This window comes from Dellaglioa sp. CoH-55-MRSF-8, assembly GCF_056782195.1.
On sequence record NZ_JBXAYH010000252.1, the window covers coordinates 1 to 241 of the forward strand.

1 protein-coding gene is annotated in these 241 nt (G+C 56.4%); it reads left to right on the forward strand.

Translation table 11 applies throughout. From position 1 onward, the window contains the following. A partial coding sequence (locus AC1RPW_RS08660; RefSeq protein ID WP_438501116.1) for a hypothetical protein occupies positions 1–205 on the forward strand: 205 nt, incomplete at its 5' end. Positions 206–241: the final 36 nt, after the last annotated feature.

Genomic DNA, 241 nt, shown 5'->3' on the forward strand with positions numbered 1-241 from the left:
GGCTAGTACTATGCACGCGGACCCGGAATACGCGTGGTCGTGGCACTGCCAATACGCGTCAACGCTGCGCAGATCGATGGGTCACGAACAGGCAAATCGGCTGGCTGTTACCATCATGATTAATATGTGGGGCATCGACACGTCACGTGACGCGCGGTACCGCAATTTTGAGCGCCAGTGGGCGCAACTTGGAGAGCAGCAATGATCACGACGATGACGGGTTTTGGCGTAGTTGAGTTGG